This is a genomic window from Telluria sp. Soil_C_11 (assembly GCF_057657395.1).
The window spans coordinates 41350-58548 of sequence record NZ_JBDGIN010000025.1; the positions used below are offsets into that span (position 1 = coordinate 41350).

Here is a 17199-nt window from a genome sequence, read left to right on the forward strand (position 1 = left end):
GACGGTAGGGTGGGCACCCCGTGCCCACGCGTGAGGTGTGCGTTACGTGAAATGATCCCAACCGTGCAGCTGCAACGACAGCGGCGCCCCATCCGCATCGATGAACCGCAACCCTGCCTCGGCCTCGATCCGCCCCACCCGCGTCACCGCCGTGCCGCACCGGGCGCCCGCCGCCAGGATCGCCTCGCGGTTCGCCGCCGGCGCCGTGAAGCACAGTTCGTAGTCGTCGCCGCCGGCCGCCGTGAAGCGCCGCCGCAGTTCCCGGGACTGGCGCGCCAGTCCCGGGCCGGCCGGCAGCGCGTCGGCGTCCAGCACGGCGCCGACCTGCGAGGCCGCCAGGATGTGGCCCAGGTCGCCGACCAGGCCGTCGGAGATGTCCAGCGCCGCATGCGCCAGCCGCCCCTCGGCCAGCAGCCGGCCGAGGGCCACGCGCGGGGTGGGCGCGTGCAGGCGCGGCGCGGCCAGATCCCGGTCCGCATCGAGCAGGGCCATCTCGCCCAGGCAGCCGGCCAGGGCCAGGCGCGCATCGCCCAGGGTGCCGGAGATCCAGATGTCGTCGTCGGGACGGGCCGCATCGCGCCGCAGCGCCGTGCCGGGCGCCAGTTCGCCGAAGACGGTGATGCAGATGTTCAGCGGCCCCTTGGTGGTGTCGCCGCCCACCAGCTCGCAGCCGTGGGCATCGGCCAGCGCGAACAGGCCGCGCGAAAATCCGTCCAGCCAGGCGGGATCGGCGGCGGGCAGGGCCAGGGCCAGCGTGAAGCCGAGCGGCGCCGCGCCCATCGCCGCCAGGTCGGACAGGTTCACGGCCAGCGACTTGTGGCCGAGGTCGAACGGATCGGCGCCGGCCAGGAAGTGGCGGCCCTCGACCAGCATGTCGGACGAGACGGCCAGCTGCAGGCCGGGGGTGGGCGCCAGCAGCGCGCAATCGTCGCCGACGCCGAGCACGGTGCGGCCGGAAGCGTCGCGGCGGGAGCGGGTGAAATACTGCTTGATGAGGTCGAATTCGGAGAGCATGGGGCGGATTGTAATCCGCCGCGATGGCCCGGACGGCGCCGAAAACCTGTACGTACAACTTTTTGGAAATGCTGTTGGTAAAAATACGTACACGATTAGAGGGTTCCCTCTGCTAAAATCACAAGCCCCCCGTCAGCACAGGAAGGCCTCCAAAGCATGGATTCGTCAATCGATAAAAAAGAAGAACTACGCCAACAACTGCGTGCTGCAGCGCTCGAATACCACCAGATTCCCCGTCCCGGCAAGATCGCCGTCACGCCGACCAAGTCCGTGCTGAACCAGCGCGACCTGGCGCTGGCCTATTCGCCGGGCGTGGCAGCGCCCTGCGAAGAGATCGTCAAGGACCCTGCCAACTCGTTCAAGTACACGGCGCGCGGCAACCTGGTCGCCGTCATCTCGAACGGCACCGCCGTCCTCGGCCTGGGCAATATCGGCCCGCTGGCCTCGAAGCCGGTCATGGAAGGCAAGGGCGTGCTGTTCAAGAAGTTCGCCGGCATCGACGTCTTCGACATCGAGGTCGCCGAGAACGACCCGGACAAGCTGATCGACGTGATCGCGGCGCTCGAGCCCACCTTTGGCGGCGTGAACCTGGAAGACATCAAGGCGCCGGAGTGCTTCTACATCGAGCGCAAGCTGCGCGAACGGATGAAGATCCCGGTCTTCCACGACGACCAGCACGGCACCGCGATCATCGTCGGCGCGGCCATCCTGAACGGCCTGAAAGTCGTCAACAAGGACATCAGGAACTGCAAGCTGGTGGTGTCCGGCGCGGGCGCGGCGGCGCTGGCCTGCCTCGACCTGATCGTCGACCTCGGCTTCCCGATCGAGAACATCTATGTTACCGACCTGGCCGGCGTGGTCTACAAGGGCCGCACTGAGCTGATGGACCCGGACAAGGAACGCTTCGCCCAGGACACCCCGCACCGCTCGCTGGCCGAGGTCATTCCCGGCGCCGACATCTTCCTGGGCCTGTCCGCCGGCGGCGTGCTCAAGCCCGAGATGGTGGCGCAGATGGCGCCGAACCCGCTGATCCTGGCGCTGGCCAACCCGAACCCGGAAATCCTGCCGGAAGACGCGAAGGCGGTGCGCAGCGACGTGATCATCGCGACCGGCCGCTCGGACTACCCGAACCAGGTCAACAACGTCCTGTGCTTCCCGTACATCTTCCGCGGCGCGCTGGACTGCGGCGCGACCACCATCACCCGTGAAATGGAAATCGCGGTGGTGCATGCGATCGCCGAACTGGCCCACGCCGAGCAGTCGGACGTGGTGGCCACGACCTATGGCATCTCGAACCTGTCGTTCGGCCCGGAATACCTGATCCCGATGCCGTTCGATCCGCGCCTGCTGACCCACATCGCACCGGCGGTGGCGAAGGCCGCGATGGACGGCGGCGTCGCCACCCGTCCGATCCAGGACCTGGCCGCCTACGCCGAGAGCCTGCAGCAGTTCGTGTACCGCAGCGGCTCGTTCATGAAGCCGCTGTTCCAGATCGCCAAGAGCACCCCGCCCGAACTCAAGCGCATCGTCTACGCCGAAGGCGAGGACGAGCGCGTGCTGCGCGCGGTGCAGGTGGTGGTCGACGAGAAGCTGGCGCGCCCGATCCTGGTCGGCCGTCCGGCGGTGCTGGAAAAGCGCATCGAGAAGTTCGGCCTGCGCCTGAAACTGGGCGAGCATTTCGACGTCATCAATCCCGACTGGGACGAGCGCTACCGCGACTACTGGCAGACCTACCACCAGATGGTGATGCGCAAGGGCGTGACCGCGGACATGGCCAAGCTGGCGATGCGCCGCCGCCATACCCTGATCGGCGCGATGATGATCCACAAGGGCGACGCCGACGGCATGATCTGCGGCACCTACGGCACCACCCACGCCCACCTGGAGTTCATCGACAAGGTGCTGGGCAAGCGCCCCGGCAGCAATGTCTATGCGGCGATGAACTTCGTCATCACCGAAGAGCGCCAGCTGGCGATGGTCGACACCCACGTCAACGAGAACCCGACCGCGGAAGAGCTGGCCGAGATCACGATCATGGCGGCCGAGGAACTGGAACGCTTCGGCATCACGCCGCGTGCGGCGCTGCTGTCGCATTCGAACTTCGGCACCTCGAACAGCGAGTCGGCGCAGAAGATGCGCGCCGCGCTGGCCCTGGTGCAGCAGAAGGTCCCGAACCTGGAAGTCGACGGCGAGATGCACGGCGACGCCGCGCTGGATTCGAAGCTGCGCGCCAAGATCATGCCGCAATCGACGCTGAAGGGCGACGCCAACCTGGTGGTGATGCCGAACATCGACGCCGCCAACATCGCCTACAACCTGGTCAAGACGGCCGCCGGCAACGGCATCGCGGTCGGTCCGGTGCTGCTGGGCTGCGCGCGTCCTGTGCACATCCTGACGCCGTCGGCGACCGTGCGCCGGATCGTCAACATGACGGCGTTGTGTGTTGTCGACGCCGTTTCCGCACGCTGATGTAACAATTCGACGTGATCAGAAAAGGCCGCTTGCGGCCTTTTTTCATTCTGGTTGTCGTCAAAATGTAGAAGTTCCCTACATTTCGAGAACTTGTAATAATCCTTGAGGCAGACGTAACAATCCGTAATCACGCGACGTTGTTTAGCTGTTTCGGGTGATAATAGTCAAGCATCTGTTGTTTATTTTGCACGATTTCTTCAGTGCAAGGGTGTAAAGATTGGCTCTGTTACAATCCGGGGATGTTGGAGTCATCTGGTCCGGATTCTCTCTGACGCCAGCCGCCGGACCGCGGCGGCCTCCTCGATCAGCACTAAAAAATATCTAGAACATGCATACAACCAAAAGAGCCATAATCACCGGCATCACGGGCCAGGATGGCGCCTATCTCGCGCAGCTGCTCCTGGAAAAGGGTTATCACGTTACCGGCACCTTCCGCCGCTCCAGCTCGGTCAATTTCTGGCGCATCGCGGAACTGGGCATCGAGCACCACCCGAACCTGTCGCTGGTCGAGTATGACCTGACCGACCTGTCCTCCAGCATCCGCCTGATCGAATCCGCCCGCCCGGACGAGGTCTACAACCTGGCGGCGCAAAGCTTCGTCGGCGTCTCGTTCGAACAGCCGGTCACGACCGCTTCGATCACCGGCCTGGGCGCGGTCAACCTGCTGGAAGCGATCCGCATCGTCAATCCGAAGGCGCGCTTCTACCAGGCATCGACCTCCGAGATGTTCGGCAAGGTCCAGGCCGTGCCGCAGATCGAGAGCACCCCGTTCTACCCGCGCAGCCCCTATGGCGTGGCCAAGCTGTATGCGCACTGGATGACGGTCAACTACCGCGAGTCCTACGGCATCTTCGGCAGCTCCGGCATCCTGTTCAACCACGAGTCGCCGCTGCGCGGCCGCGAATTCGTGACCCGCAAGATCACCGACTCGGTCGCCAAGATCGTGCTCAACAAGCTCGACCTGCTCGAGCTGGGCAACCTGGACGCCAAGCGCGACTGGGGCTATGCGCGCGAATACGTGGAAGGCATGTGGCGCATGCTGCAGGTCGACCAGCCGGATACCTACGTGCTGGCGACCAACCGCACCGAGACCGTGCGCGACTTCGTGACCATGGCCTTCCGAGGCGCCGGCATCGCCATCGAATGGAAGGGCCAGGGCGAGGGCGAGACCGGCCACTGCGGCCGTACCGGCAAGCTGCTGGTGCGCGTGTCGCCGAAGTTCTACCGTCCGGCCGAGGTCGACCTCCTGATCGGCGATCCGGCCAAGGCCCAGCGCGAACTCGGCTGGCAGGCCAACACCACGCTGGAGCAGCTGTGCCAGATGATGGTCGACGCCGACCTGCGCCGCAACGAACTGGGCTTCTCGTTCTGACATGAACCGTATGGTCACGGAAGAGATCATCGGTGTGGCCGAACCGCGCGAAGGCGAGGGCAAGCGCGCCCTGATCACCGGGCTGCGCGGCTTCACCGGCTACTACATGGCGCGCGAGCTGAGCGCGGCCGGCTACCACGTCCACGGCACCGTGCTGCCGGGCGAGCCGACCGGTCCGGACATCTTCGCGGTCGACCTGCTCGACCGCGCCTCGGTCGCCGCGGCGGTCGAACAGGTGCGGCCGGACGTGGTGGTGCACCTGGCCGCCATCGCCTTCGTGGCGCACAACGATGCCGACCAGATGTACCGCGTCAACGTGGTCGGCACCCGCAACCTGCTGGAAGCGCTGGCGGCCGGCTCGCACAAGCCGTCCAGCGTGCTGCTGGCGTCTTCCGCCAACATCTACGGCAACGCCGACGTTCCCGTCATCGACGAGGACGTGCCTCCCAACCCGGCCAACGACTACGCGGTCAGCAAGCTGGCGATGGAGTACATGGCGCGCCTGTGGATGGACAGGCTGCCGATCACGATCGCGCGCCCGTTCAACTACACCGGCGTGGGCCAGGCCGAGAACTTCCTGCTGCCGAAGATCGTGTCGCACTTCCGCAAGGAGGCGCGCCGCATCGAGCTGGGCAACCTGGCGATCGCGCGCGACTTTTCCGACGTGCGCATGGTGGCGAAGAGCTACCGCCGCCTGCTGGCGGCCGCGCCAAGCGGCGAAGCCTTCAACGTCTGCTCGGGCCAGCCGCATTCGCTGGAAAGCCTGATCGACATCATGAGCGACATCGCCGGCTACCGTATCGAAGTGCACGTCAATCCGGCTTTCGTGCGCGCCAACGAGGTGCTCACGCTCACCGGCAGCAACGCCAAACTGGCCGGGGTCATCGGCAAGATCGAACCGACTCCGCTGCCCGAGACGCTGCGCTGGATGTACACGGCGTGAGTGGAGTGCGCGTCGGCCTGGGGACGACCATGATCGAACCGGGTTTCAATGGCGGACGGCTGGACGGCATCGGGGTTGTCACCCGGGCGCTGCTGCGCCACCTGCCGGATGCCGGTTGCGAGGTGGCGCCGTTCTCCTGGCCGAGCGGCAAGACGCCGCCGAGCGTGGGCCGGGCGCTGCCGCAATCCTTCGGGCGCGCCACCGTGGTCGACCTGCTGACGCCTTCCGCGCACCGCATGCACATGCCGCTCGACGTGTTCCATGTCACCGACTACCGCGCGGTGCGGATGGATTGCCCGGTGGTGGCGACCCTGCACGACGCACTCCCGATCAAGCACCCGGAGTGGTGCAATCCGCGCCTGCGCGGGCTGAAGAACTGGCTGCAGCGCAAGGCGGCGCAAAAGGCCGACCACGTGATCGCCGTCTCGCACTATGCGATCGAGGAACTGGTCGAGTGCTTCGGCGTCGACGAGCGCCGCATCTCGGTGGTGCCGAACGGGGTCGACGAGGAATGGCTGGAGCCGGCGGATGCGAGCGAGGTCGCGGCCACGCTCGATGCTTGCGGGCTGCGGCCGGGCTATTTCCTGTTCGTCGGCACGCTGCAGCCGCGCAAGAACGTCGAGCGCCTGCTGGACGCCTACCTGGCGCTGCCGAAGGCGGTGCGCGACGAGCGCCAGCTGGTCATCGTCGGCAACGCCGGCGCCCGCTCGGACGAGCTGCTGCGCCGGATCGCCGCGGCAAGGCAGGATGGCGCCGGGGTGATCTGGCTGAACCGCCTGACCGACAGCGGCCAGCTGCGCCATGTGTATGCCGGCGCCGGCGTGTTCGTGTTTCCTTCGCTGTACGAGGGCTTCGGGATCCCCGTGGTCGAGGCGTTCGCGGCGGGGGTGCCGGTGGTGTCCTCGAACCTGACCTCGCTGCCCGAGGTGTCGGCCGGTGCGGCGCTGGAAGTCGATCCACTCGACGCCGGCGCCATCCAGGCGGCCATGCTGGCCCTGGTGCGCGAGCCGGCGCTGCGGGCCCGCTGCATCACTGCCGGGCGCGCGCGTGCGGCCCAGCTGACCTGGAACGCGACGGCGCGCCAGACCGCCGCCGTCTACCGTTCACTCATTTGAAGCTTAGCCATGCGTATTCTTCACTTCTACAAGACCTATTATCCCGATTCGGTGGGTGGGGTCGAGCAGGTCATCCGCCAGATGTGCGTCGGGACCGGGCGGCTGGGGGTGAGCAACCAGGTGCTGTCGCTGTCGCGCAAGACCGATCTCCAGCCATTCGAATTCGAAGGGCACATGGTGCACCGGGTGCCGCAGAACTTCGAGCTGGCCTCGAACGCGGTGTCGGTGCAGGCCGTTACCCGGCTGGCGCGCATGGCGGCGGACGCCGACGTCGTGCATTACCACTTTCCCTGGCCCTTCATGGACCTGGCCCACTTCCTGGCGCGCGTGAACAAGCCCAGCGTGGTGACCTACCATTCCGACATCGTGCGCCAGAAGGCCCTGCTGCGCCTGTACCAGCCGCTGCAGCACCGCTTCCTGCAGAGCGTCGATGCGATCGTGGCGACCTCGCCGAACTACCTGGGCTCGTCCACCGTGCTGGACCGCTACCGCGACAAGACCCGCGTGATCACCTTCGGCCTCGACAAATCCAGCTATCCGGAGCCGGACCAGGCGCGCCTGGACCACTGGCGCGCCAGGGTGGGGCCGAAGTTCTTCCTGTTCGTCGGCGTGCTGCGCTACTACAAGGGCCTGCACATCCTGCTGGACGCGGTGGCGGGCACCGATTATCCGGTGGTGATCGTCGGCGCCGGCCCGATCGAGCAGGAGCTGAAGGCCCATGCCGAGCGCCTCGGCCTGAAAAACGTGATGTTCGTCGGTAAGGTCGATGAGCTGGACAAGGTCGCGCTGCTCAAGCTGTGCTACGCGGTGGCCTTCCCCTCGCACCTGCGCTCGGAAGCCTTCGGCATCTCGCTGCTGGAAGGCGCGATGTTCGGCAAGCCCATGATCTCGAGCGAGATCGGCACCGGCACCACCTACATCAACGTCCACCAGCAGACCGGCCTGGTGGTCCCGCCGTCCGACCACGAAGCCCTGCGCGCGGCCATGCGCACGCTGTGGGACGATCCGCAACTGGCCCGGGAGATGGGCCGCCGCGCCGAGGCCAGGTACTGGCAGCTGTTCACCTCCGAGCAGATGGCCGACGGTTATGCCAGCCTGTACCAGGAGCTGGTGGCGCGGCGCGAGCAGGTGGGGCTGACGCCGGCGGCGCGGCTGGGGTGAACACCGCCACCGTCGTCCCCGCGGAGGCGGGAACGACGGAGGAAAGGCGCGGGAACGACGGCCGAATCAGGCCGCCTTCAACTGCTGTTCATCCTCCGCCCAGCGCTGCCGGATCGCCCGGATCGCCGGCATCTGCGTGACGAACAGGTCGACCAGGGCCGGATCGAAATGCTTGCCCTTCTGCTCGACCAGGAATGCGAGCGCTTCCTCTTCGCTCCAGGCCTGCTTGTACGGGCGCACCGACGTCAGGGCGTCGAACACGTCGGCGATCGCGGTGATCCGGCCTTCCAGCGGAATCTGCTCGCCGGCCAGGCCGTTCGGATAGCCGCTGCCATCCCATTTCTCGTGGTGGGTGAGGGCGATGTTGCGCGCCAGCGCCAGCATGCCGCCGGGGTGCTCGCCGATGATTTCGGCGCCGATCGTGGCGTGGCTCTGCATGATCTTCCATTCGTCCGGGTCGAGCGGGGCGGGCTTTTGCAGGATGCGGTCGGGGATGCCGATCTTGCCGACGTCGTGCATCGGCGCCGCGTGCAGCAGGTCGTCCGCTTCCGTTTCGGTCATGCCGGCCGCCAGGCCGAGGATGCGCGCGAAGTGGCTCATGCGGATCACGTGCAGGCCGGTCTCGTTGTCCTTGTACTCCGCCGCCAGGCCGAGCCGCTGGACGATCTCCAGGCGCGTCGCGCGCAGCTCTTCCATGCGCACCAGCGACAGGTGGGTGCGCACGCGCGCACGCACGATCGGCGGGCTGACCGGCTTGGTGATGTAGTCGACCGCGCCGGCTTCGAAGCCTTCCACTTCGTCATCGGTATCGGTCAGCGCGGTCACGAAGATCACCGGGACGGCCGCCGTGCGCGGATCGGCCTTGAGGGCGGCGCAGACTTCGTAGCCGCTCATGCCCGGCATCATCACGTCGAGCAGGACCAGGTCGGGGCATTCCTCGCGCACCAGTTCGAGCGCGCGCTGGCCGTCCTTGGCAAAGCGCAGGCGGTAGTGGTCCTGCAGGATCTGGCGCAGCAGTTGCAGGTTGCTTGCTTCGTCGTCGACCGCAAGGATCAGCGGAAGGTTGACGGTGCTCATTCGGTCGTCTCCTGTGCCATGTCATCGATGGCGCCCAGCACGGCGTCGAGCTGTTGCAGGGCCAGTTCAAAATCAAAATCGGCAATCGCCGCGTGCACCTGGGCTGCGCGCGTGGCCAGCGGATGGCCGGCCAGCGCGGCCGCCAGGCCGGCCGAGGCGGCGTCGTCCAGCCCGCCGCGGCGCAAGGCATCGCGCAGGACCTTGCCGGCGCGCCGGGCGCGTTCCAGGTCGGCGCCCGGATGCACGGCCTGGGCCGGCGAGGCGGCGGGCGCCGGCTGCGCCGCGCGGATCTCGGCCAGCGCGTCGTCGAGCAGCGCGCGCAGCTGGACCAGCGCTTCCTGCAGGGTTTCCTCCAGGCCCGGATAGAGCTTGCCGCTGTCGCCGTCGACCAGGGCTTCGAGCTTGCCGAGCGCGTCGGCCAGCAGTTCCAGGCCGAGGTTGGCGGCAACGCCGCGCACTCGGTGCGCCAGCATGCGCATGGCGCGGTAGTCGGCCTGCGCGGCCTGCGCCGACAGCAGCAGCGCCATGCCGGCGTGCTGGGTCTCGAAATGCGCCAGCGCCTCCAGGTAGGCGTCTTCCTTGCTGCTCCAGCGGCGCAGGCCGGCCTGGCGGTTGAGCGGCATGCGTTCCTGGGCCGGCAGCTCCGGATCCGGATGCAGGCCGCCCAGGCCCAGCACGCGCGCGATCTCGTGCGACAGCGCGAACCAGTCGATCGGTTTCGACGCGAAGCCGTCCATGCCGGCTTCAAAGCTGGCGCGGCGGTGCTCGGGCAGCACGCTGGCGGTCATCGCGATCACCGGCACGCGCGGACGGCCGGCGCTTTCCGCCTGCTGGCGGATCAGGCGCGTCGCGCTCAAGCCGTCGATGACCGGCATCTGGAAGTCCATCAGGATCACGTCGAACTGTTCGCGCGCGGCCAGCTCGACCACCGCGGCGCCGTCGGCGGCGGCGGTCATGGTGTGGCCGCGGCGGGCCAGCAGCAGCTGCAGCAGTTCCTGGTTCTGCGGCACGTCGTCGGCCACCAGCACGCGCAGCGGCGGCAGGGCGGCGGGGGTGCGTACGCGCGGCTGCTGCGGCGCGAAGCGCGCCAGCACCAGCGGCAGCACCACGTGGAACACGGTGCCCTTGCCTTGCTCGCTCTCGGCCCAGATCCTGCCCCCCATGAGCTCGACCAGCTGCTTGCTGATGGTGGTGCCCAGGCCGGTGCCGCCGAAGCGGCGCGTCATCGAGGCGTCGGCCTGGGTGAACGGGTCGAAGATCGCCTGCAGGCGTTCCGGCGCGATGCCGATGCCGGTGTCGCGCACCTCGAAGTGCAGGTGCTCGCCCTGCAGCTCGGCGCGCAGGGTGACGCTGCCCTTTTCGGTGAACTTGATGGCGTTGTCGAGCAGGTTGGTCAGCACCTGGCGCACGCGCAGCTCGTCGCCGCGCAGGCAGGTCGGCAAAACCGGATCGTAGTGGACGTCGACGTGCAGGCCCTTGGCGCGCGCGTTTGCCGCCAGGGTCGACGACAGTTCGTCGATCAGGGACAGCAGGTTGTAGTCGTTCTGTTCGAGTTCGACCGCGCCTTTCTCCAGCTTGGCGGTGTCGAGGATCTCGTTGAGCAGGCGCAGCAGCGCGCGGCCGGCGCTGCGAATGGTATCCAGGTGGCGCCGCTGTTCGGGCGCCAGTTCGCCGTCCAGCAGCACGTCGGTGAAGCCGAGGATGGAATTCATCGGGGTGCGGATCTCGTGGCTCATGTTCGCCACGAAGCTGGCGCGCGCGGCGGCGGCCTGCTCGGCGTGCTCCTTCGCTTGGCGCAGCGCGTCTTCCATCTCGCGGCGTTCGGTGATGTCCAGGATCACGCCGTCCAGCCAGTGCGGCTGGCCGGCGTCGTTGCACACGCCGGTGCCGTTTTCCCACAGCCAGCGGGTGCCGCCGTCGGCATGCAGCAGGCGGTATTCGACCAGGTAGGGGCGGTGGTCGCGTAGCGCCGCGGCGATCGCTTCCGAGACCCGCACGCGGTCGGCGGCATGGATCTGGTTGGCGAAGCGGCGGCGCGGGTGTTCGCCCAGGAAGTCGCGCGCCGGATAGCCGGTCACGCGCTCGACGGCGTCGCTGAGGAACACCATCGGCTGCGTGCCCTCCAGCAGGCTGCGGTAGGAAATGCCGGGGATGTTGCCGATCAGGGAGCGGAACTGCTGCTCGCTGGCGCGCAGCGCCTGTTCCATCGCGCGGCGCTCGGTGATGTCGGTGATGAAGCAGACGAACAGGTCCTTGTCGTCCAGGCGCGCATGCCCGACCGCGCGGCGGATCGGCACGATGCTGCCGTCCTTGCGGCGGCCGGTGACGTCGGCGCTCTTGGCGGCGGACGTGATCTCGCCGGTCGCCAGCGCGCGCAGCAGGCCCTCCTGCGCGGACGCTTCCTCGTTGCCGATCAGGAGGCGGATATGCTGGCCGACGATCTCTTCGCGCTGCCAGCCGTAGATGCGCTCGGCCGAGGCGTTGAACTCGAGGATGGTGCCGTCGCGGTCGACGGTGACCACGCCGTCCACCGTGGTGGTCAGCAGGGCGCGCATCCAGGCTTCGCTGCGCGACAGCTCGCGGAACAGCTGGCGGTAGCGCAGCAGGCCGTTGGCGCCCAGCACGAAGATGGTGAAGGCGACCGTGATCAGGCTGATCGCCAGCGCCAGGAAGGTGTCCGAAGCCGCTTTTTGCGGGGTCAGGCTGGCGCGGCCGACGAAGCGGGCGGCTTCCATGCCGGTGTAGTGCATGCCGGCGATGGCGAAGCCCATCACGATGGCCGCCAGCAGCAGGCGCCGCGATGCGCTCAGGCGGTGCGACAGGCTGGACAGGCCGAAACGCACCCACAGCGCCAGCGTCGCCAGCACCACCGCGACCACGATCGACAGGGAGAACATCCACGGGTCGTAGCGCAGTTCGAGACCCATGCGCATGCCCGCCATGCCGGCATAGTGCATCACGCCGATGCCGGCGCCGACCACCACGCCGCCCGCCAGCAGGCCCCAGCCGCCCAGGCGCTCGCGCGCGATCAGCCACAGGGCGACGAAGGAAGCGGCGATGCTCGGCACGCCCGAGATGATGGTGGCGACCGGGTCATAGTCGACGTCGGTGCACAGGTCGAACGCCAGCATGCCGATGAAGTGCATTGCCCACACGCCCGTGCCCAGCGCCAGGCTGCCGGTGCCGAGCACGATCCAGCGCTGGCTGCGGTTGACGGCGGCCTGGCCGGCGATCAGCAACGCCATCCAGGAAGCAAAGATCGCCACCAGCACCGACAGGATCACCAGCCCCGGTGTGTACATTCCGTAACTCAGCAGGGATGGGTCATCAGGAATGGTGAACAATGAAAACGGCATAAAATGATGAAAATGACGATCGATTCAATATTTGGCACGCAAGTATGTCACTTTCTCAGAGGAAAATGTTGTCGCGTGGGCAGACAGGGTGTGAGAAATGGAGAGGATTGTCGCGTGAGCGCCACCAATTTGACGAAAATTGTCTAGTTGTCATGGATTGCTGCGCGTTCGATGTTGCTGGTATGCTAGGTGCACAGGTCGCTGCCGGCTGGCGGCGTTGGCAATGGGTGCGCCATGCGAATCAAAACCGTGATTGTTGCCGCAATGCTTGCCTCTGGCTACGCCGCATCGCAGGCTCAGCCGGAACCGCGCTTGTATCTCACCACCGAGGCCGCGGCGCCGCACAGCATGCTGGAAGGGAAGCGCGTGGTCGGCATTGGCGCCGATACCGTACGCGAAATCATGGTGCGCGCCCGGATCGACCACACCATCGAACTGCTGCCATGGAAGCGCGCCTACACCGTGGCGCTCGAGCGCCCGGACACCTGCGTGTTTTCGACCACCCGCACGCCCGAGCGCGAAGCCCTGTTCAAGTGGATCGGACCGATCGGCGAGGCCGACTGGGTCCTGATGGGACGCGCCGACCGCCACCTGCATCTGGACACCCTGGACGACGCGCGGCGCTACCGCATCGGCACCTATAACGGCGATGCGCGCGACCACTACCTGCGCGCACGCGGTTTCGACGTCGATCCCGCGCCGAACGACCTGATCAATCCACGCAAGCTGATGGCGAACCGGATCGACCTGTGGGCCGCCAGCATCCGCCGCGGCAGCGACACCGTGGCCCGCATGGGCTATGCCGACAAGATCGTGCCGGTGCTCGTGTTCAACAGCATCCGCGTCTACCTCGCCTGCAACCGCGCCGTGCCGGATACCCTGACGGCACGCATGGAAACGGCGTTCGCCGCGATGGAGCGCGACGGCACCCTGCAGCGCATCCTGCACCGCTACGACGACCACGGCGTTCCGCACGACCGCTGAATTCATGCCGGCACGCGGCATGATTCGTTGACGTTCCGATAACTCCGGGGTATCGTTTGGCACCCGCCGGCATCCCGCCCGGCGCCCCCGTCCAGGAGGTTTTCCGATGTCCACGCGTTTTTTACGTGTCTCTCCCCTGATCCCGGCCCGTGACGTCGAAGAAGCGATCCGCTTCTACCGCGACGCGCTCGGCTTCGAGCTGGACTACCGCGACGCCGAGCCGGCGAAGTTCGCGATCGTCGGGCGCGATTCGGCCTGGCTGAACCTGTTTTTCAATGAAGACAAGTACCTGGCCGACCAGACCAGCCTGCGGATCGTGGTCGACGGCGTCGATGCGCTATACGAGCGCTGCCAGGCGGCCGGCTGCACGCATCCGAACGGCGCGCTCGGCGTCAAGCCGTGGGGCACGCGCGAGTTCTCGATCATCGATCCATCCGGGGTGTGTATCGCCTTCGTGGAAAACGAAGAGTAAAAGACAAGTCATACCGACAAACGGTGGCCGGGGCCGGTGCGGGAAGCGCCGTCGGACCGGCTGTCTCCGCCATTGTTGTCCAGCTACGCCAGCAACCATCCGCCTGCCGACACGTCGGGCGCGCCATAAATCCATAAAGCCATAAAGCCATAAAGCCATCAATACCGGCAAACCGGCCCCATTCTCATGGCCAGGCTATCGGCCGTAAATCACCAGTTATAAAACATCGTCCATGCCTTGAAAAGGTGCGGGCAAGGTTTTCTGAAACCGGGTTATTCGTTTTTCTTTTGGCATTGCCGCAGCCTTTCATCAGCCTGAAGCAGTCAATACATCAATCACCGTGCTGACCCGATCTCCAATCGTGAAATTATCCAATCGGGATTTTCATGTTTGCCTTTTACGCAATGTCTGAAAAGCGCACGAATAATGTCCCGCCTACGCTTGCAAAAAGCGCCATCTAAAGCAGTACAAGCCGACTAGTCCATTACAGAAGATGAGACATTTGTACTAGAAGAACAGTACATCTGTCGGATGACGCCTACAAAGATAAAAAACTACCATGCATTCTCGGCATAGAAATTGAACGACGGGTGTGAATTCGTCCGGACTATTTGCTGAGAAATGTTTTATAGAAATTACATTTGTAATTAAATATAAATTTTATCGATTTTATCCGGGCTAGGCCGGAACTGGGGAGAGCATCTTGGGCACCACGAATTCTTTCGACAATACTCCACAAGCGACGGACGACATTTTCAAGGTCAATGAGGATACGGGATTAATTACTCTCAACGTGATGGCCAATGACCTCGGAGGCAATGCGAAGACGCTTTATTCGATCGACGATGGAACAACGTCTTCGGGCACGATCGCGCCCACGGACTTGTTGATCAAGGACTCCATCGGCGGGAATTCGGATGTCAGCGCCAAGGGAGCGCGAATCTCCATTACCGCAGACGGGAAGGTCTCGTATGACTTGAGCACCGTTGCAGAATTCCAGAAGCTTGCGGCCGGCGAAACGGCTGAAGACAGCTTTATCTATGCGATTCGATTGGGTAACGGTACGCTGAGCTGGGCCAAGGCAGTAATTGTAGTGATCGGCGTCAATGACGTTCCACAAATTGTTTCTGTCGGGACAGCGGCGACTGGGGCAATCACTGAACTGGCGGGGCAAACGGCTTCCTCGGCTTTGGGCACTGCGTCCGGCAAGATCGCTTTCGCGGATGTGGATTTCTCGGATACCCACACGGCGAGCGTTGCGGCGCCAGTTTTTAATTGGTCGGGCGGCACGCTGAGCGCAGACCAGACCGCGGCACTGAAGGCGGCCGGCACCTTGGGGCTGACGGTAAGCGACAGCACGGGCTCGGGCTCTGGTTCCGTCGCGTGGAACTACAGCGCCAAGGACATGGCGTTCGACTTCCTCGGCAAAGGTCAAACGCTGACGGTCACCTACCAGGTCAGCGTCGCCGATAACCACGGCGGCAGCATCATTCAGAATGTCGTCATTACCGTCACTGGCGCCAATGACAAGGCGGTGATCAGCGATGCAAACGTTACCCAGGTCAAGGAAGACATCGGTGTCAGCAGCGGCGCGCTGACTGCTACCGGCAAGATCGCGATCTCAGATGCCGACGCCGGTGAAGATCACTTCAACACCGCTGTCGTCAGTGCCCAGGGCAACCTCGGAACGCTGACGCTGAAGGCTGACGGCACCTATACCTACAGCGTCGATAACAGCAAGGTCCAGTACCTGGGCGCGAACGCCAGCAAGGTCGATGTGTTTACCGTCACCGCAGCCGACGGCACCACCAAAGATGTGAGCTTTACCATCAACGGCACCAACGATGGGCCGGTCGCCGTTGCCGATACTGCATCCGGCACCGAGAACCAGACGCTGACCATCGATGTGCTGGCCAATGATACCGATGCGGACGACGGCCACGCTTTCACGCTGGTGTCCGGCTCCGCGCCGGCCAGCAAAGGCACGGTTGCCGTCGCCAACAACCAGCTCGTGTTCACTCCGGGTTCGGACTTCGACCACCTGAAGGCTGGCGCGACCGAACAGGTGACGCTCAGCTACACGATGAAGGACGACCAGGGCGCTACTTCGACCAGCACGGTCGTGGTGACTGTCACCGGTACCAACGATGCGCCGGTCGCCGTTGCCGATGCCGCTTCGGGCACCGAGAACCAGGCATTGACCATCGACGTGCTGGCCAACGATACCGATGTGGATGACGGCCATGCCTTCACGCTGGTGTCGGGCTCTGCGCCGGCCAGCAAAGGCACGGTTGCTGTCGCCAACAACCAGCTCGTGTTCACTCCGGGCTCGGACTTCGACCATCTAAAAGCTGGCGCCACCGAACAGGTGACGCTGAGCTACACGATGAAGGACGACCAGGGCGTTACCTCGACCAGCACGGTCGTGGTGACCGTCACCGGAACCAATGACGCACCGGTTGCCGTCGCCGATACCGCTGCGGGTACCGAGAACCAGACATTGACCATCGATGTGCTGGCCAACGATACCGATGTGGACGACGGCCATACCTTCACGCTGGTGTCGGGCTCTGCGCCGGCCAGCAAAGGCACGGTTGCCGTCGCCAACAACCAGCTCGTGTTCACTCCGGGTTCGGACTTCGACCATCTGAAGGCAGGCGCCACCGAACAGGTGACGCTCAGCTACACGATGAAGGACGACCAGGGTGCTACCTCGACCAGCACGGTCGTGGTAACCGTCACCGGTACCAACGATGCACCGGTTGCCGTTGCCGATACCGCTTCGGGCACCGAGAACCAGGTTTTGACCATCGATGTGCTGGCCAACGATACCGATGCAGATGACGGCCACGTCTTCACGCTGGTGTCCGGCGCCGCACCCGCCAGCAAAGGCACGGTTACCGTCGCTAACAACCAGCTCGTGTTTACTCCGGGCTCGGACTTCGACCACCTGAAGGCAGGCGCCACCGAACAGGTGACGCTGAGCTACACGATGAAGGACGACCAGGGCGCCACCTCGACCAGCACGGTCGTGGTGACTGTCACCGGTACCAATGACGCACCGGTTGCGGTTGCCGATACCGCGTCCGGTACCGAGAACCAGGCATTGACCATCGACGTGCTGGCCAATGACACCGATGTGGACGACGGCCATGCCTTCACGCTGGTATCCGGTGCGGCACCGGACGGCAAGGGAACCACCAGTGTGGTGGACAACCAGCTGGTCTTCACCC

The 17199-nt window shown here is 65.3% G+C and carries 11 protein-coding genes; 8 read left to right on the forward strand and 3 right to left on the reverse strand.

Annotated features, from left to right (window positions below):
• Nucleotides 1-42: 42 nt before the first annotated feature.
• The gene (gene thiL / locus AC3A6M_RS23735) at nt 43-1014 is read right to left on the reverse strand and encodes a thiamine-phosphate kinase (protein ID WP_487855183.1); all 972 of its coding nucleotides are present in this window, start codon (nt 1012-1014) and stop codon (nt 43-45) included.
• A 156-nt stretch (nt 1015-1170) separates the two neighbouring features.
• Between thiL and AC3A6M_RS23740 the strand changes: the two genes are divergently transcribed.
• The 5 genes from AC3A6M_RS23740 to AC3A6M_RS23760 all read left to right on the forward strand — a co-directional run bounded on the left by AC3A6M_RS23740 (nt 1171) and on the right by AC3A6M_RS23760 (nt 8077).
• Nucleotides 1171-3483 (forward strand): NADP-dependent malic enzyme, encoded by a 2313-nt coding sequence (locus tag AC3A6M_RS23740; protein WP_487855184.1) that lies wholly within the window; start codon nt 1171-1173, stop codon nt 3481-3483.
• A gap of 331 nt (nt 3484-3814) precedes the next feature.
• Nucleotides 3815-4858: a GDP-mannose 4,6-dehydratase gene (gene gmd / locus AC3A6M_RS23745; RefSeq protein WP_487855185.1), complete on the forward strand. Its 1044-nt coding sequence runs from the start codon at nt 3815-3817 to the stop codon at nt 4856-4858.
• Nucleotide 4859: 1 nt separating this feature from the next.
• On the forward strand, nt 4860-5801 hold the full coding sequence (locus tag AC3A6M_RS23750) for a GDP-mannose 4,6-dehydratase (RefSeq protein WP_487855186.1): 942 nt from the start codon (nt 4860-4862) through the stop codon (nt 5799-5801).
• Nucleotides 5798-6916 (forward strand): glycosyltransferase family 4 protein, encoded by a 1119-nt coding sequence (locus AC3A6M_RS23755; RefSeq protein WP_487855187.1) that lies wholly within the window; start codon nt 5798-5800, stop codon nt 6914-6916. The genes AC3A6M_RS23750 and AC3A6M_RS23755 overlap by 4 nt, the downstream gene beginning before the upstream one ends.
• A 9-nt stretch (nt 6917-6925) precedes the next feature.
• On the forward strand, nt 6926-8077 hold the full coding sequence (locus AC3A6M_RS23760) for a glycosyltransferase family 4 protein (RefSeq protein ID WP_487855188.1): 1152 nt from the start codon (nt 6926-6928) through the stop codon (nt 8075-8077).
• A gap of 66 nt (nt 8078-8143) precedes the next feature.
• On the opposite strand, the gene AC3A6M_RS23765 is transcribed toward AC3A6M_RS23760, so the two are convergent.
• Together AC3A6M_RS23765 and AC3A6M_RS23770 are read right to left on the reverse strand one after the other, a co-directional pair.
• Nucleotides 8144-9154 (reverse strand): response regulator, encoded by a 1011-nt coding sequence (locus AC3A6M_RS23765; protein ID WP_487855189.1) that lies wholly within the window; start codon nt 9152-9154, stop codon nt 8144-8146.
• The gene (locus AC3A6M_RS23770) at nt 9151-12456 is read right to left on the reverse strand and encodes an MHYT domain-containing protein (protein ID WP_487855190.1); all 3306 of its coding nucleotides are present in this window, start codon (nt 12454-12456) and stop codon (nt 9151-9153) included. Before AC3A6M_RS23770 ends, AC3A6M_RS23765 begins: the two co-directional genes overlap by 4 nt.
• A 366-nt stretch (nt 12457-12822) precedes the next feature.
• Between AC3A6M_RS23770 and AC3A6M_RS23775 the strand changes: the two genes are divergently transcribed.
• From AC3A6M_RS23775 to AC3A6M_RS23785, 3 genes are all read left to right on the forward strand, one after another.
• Complete coding sequence (locus tag AC3A6M_RS23775; protein ID WP_487855191.1) at nt 12823-13494, forward strand: substrate-binding periplasmic protein; 672 nt, start codon at nt 12823-12825, stop codon at nt 13492-13494.
• Nucleotides 13495-13600: 106 nt separating this feature from the next.
• Nucleotides 13601-13966, forward strand: coding sequence for a bleomycin resistance protein (locus AC3A6M_RS23780; protein WP_487855192.1), 366 nt, complete (start codon nt 13601-13603; stop codon nt 13964-13966).
• Nucleotides 13967-14669: 703 nt separating this feature from the next.
• A partial coding sequence (locus AC3A6M_RS23785; protein WP_487855193.1) for an Ig-like domain-containing protein occupies nt 14670-17199 on the forward strand: 2530 nt, incomplete at its 3' end.